At 65.9% G+C, this 1,781-nt stretch carries 1 protein-coding gene; it reads left to right on the forward strand.

The window, feature by feature from the left end; genetic code table 11:
* Positions 1–188: 188 nt before the first annotated feature.
* Positions 189–1,781: long-chain fatty acid--CoA ligase (locus tag NA4_RS38085; protein ID WP_067481082.1), on the forward strand; the 1,593-nt coding region annotated here is incomplete at its 3' end.

A 1,781-nucleotide genomic window follows, 5' to 3' on the forward strand; every position in this document is an offset into this window, starting at 1 on the left:
CAACGTGGCCTGGGCCGATCCCGAGCGCGCGCTGACCTGTGCCGTGCTCACCAGCGGCAAACCGATTCTGTATCCCGAAGTGATCCGCTGGCTCGGCTTGCTCTACGGGATCACGTCACAGACGCCGAAAGTGGCCGATACGGACTTGGCTTTCTAAGCGGAAGTCATTGGAGAAAAGAGGAGTTCCGATGTTCAGCACTATGCAGGACGAGCCGTTGTCGTTGGCGACGTTGCTGCGCTATGCATCGACGTTTGCCGGGGATTCCACCGTGTCCACGTGGACCGGTACCGGTGTGCGGACCATGACCTACCGTGAGGTCGGCACCGAGTCGGCGCGGTTGGCGAATGCGTTGCGCGGGTTGGGGATCGGGGTGGGCGATCGGGTCGGCACGTTCATGTGGAACAACAACGAGCATCTGGTCGCCTATATCGCGGTGCCCGCGATGGGTGCGGTGCTGCATGCGCTGAACATCCGGTTGTTCCCCGAACAAGTCGTGTATGTGGCCAACCACGCCGAAGACCAGGTGGTGCTGGTGGACGGCACCCTGGTGCCGCTGTTCGCGCAGATCCTGCCGCACCTGACCACCGTCCGCCACGTCGTCGTGGTCAACGGGGACGCGGCCACGCTGACCGCCCCCGAGGGCGTGGCAGTGCACTCCTACCCCGACCTGCTGGCCGGACAGCCGGACACTTTCGACTTCCCGGTGATCGAGGAGCGCTCGGCCGCCGCCATGTGCTACACCTCCGGCACCACCGGTGACCCGAAGGGTGTGGTCTACTCCCACCGCTCGAACTGGCTGCATGCCATGCAGGTGGCCGCGAACAACGGGATGGGCCTGTTCGAAACCGACACTATCCTGGCCATCGTGCCGCTGTTCCACGCCAATGCCTGGGGCCTGCCGTACGCGGCATTGATGTCCGGGGCGAATCTGCTGATGCCCGACCGGTTCCTGCAGCCAGGTCCGCTGCTGGAGATGATGGCCGAGACGAAGCCGTCTTTCGCCGCTGCGGTGCCGACGATCTGGGGTGGGGTGCTGGCGGCGCTGGCGGCCAATCCGCAGGACATCACGCATCTGCGCGCGGTGGTGGTGGGCGGTTCCGCGGTTCCGCCGTCGATGATGCACACCTTCCAGGACTCCCACGGTGTGCGGGTGCTGCACGCGTGGGGCATGACCGAGACTTCCCCGCTGGGCAGCGTCGCGCATCCGCCCGCGACCGCGGTTACCGACGAACAGCAGTGGGCCTATCGGGTGACGCAGGGCCGGTTCCCGGCCGGTGTGCAGGCCCGTCTGGTCGGCGATGACGGCGTGGTCGCCAACGACGGGGAAGCGCTGGGTGAGTTGGAGGTGCGGGGTCCGTGGATCACCGGCTCCTATTACTCGCCGGACGGCACGGTGGTGGATCCGGAGAAGTTCCATGACGGTTGGTTGCGTACCGGTGATGTCGGCAAGATCAGCCCGGACGGCTTCCTCACGCTGGTCGATCGGTCCAAGGATGTGATCAAGTCCGGTGGGGAGTGGATTTCGTCGGTGGATCTGGAGAACGCCGTGATCGGCCATCCCGCGGTGGCGGAGGCGGCGGTGATCGGTGTGCCGGACCAGAAGTGGGATGAGCGGCCGCTGGTGGCGGTGGTGCTGGCCGAGGGCGCGGAGGCCAAGCCGGAAGAGTTGCGTGAGTTCCTGGCCGACAAGTTCGCCAAATGGCAGTTGCCGGAGCGGTGGACGTTCATCGCGGAGGTGCCCAAGACCAGCGTGGGCAAGTTCGACAAGAAGCGGCTGCGC

Origin of the sequence: Nocardia amamiensis NBRC 102102 (genome assembly GCF_001612745.1) — a bacterium.
Taxonomy (GTDB): Bacteria; Actinomycetota; Actinomycetes; order Mycobacteriales; family Mycobacteriaceae; genus Nocardia; species Nocardia amamiensis.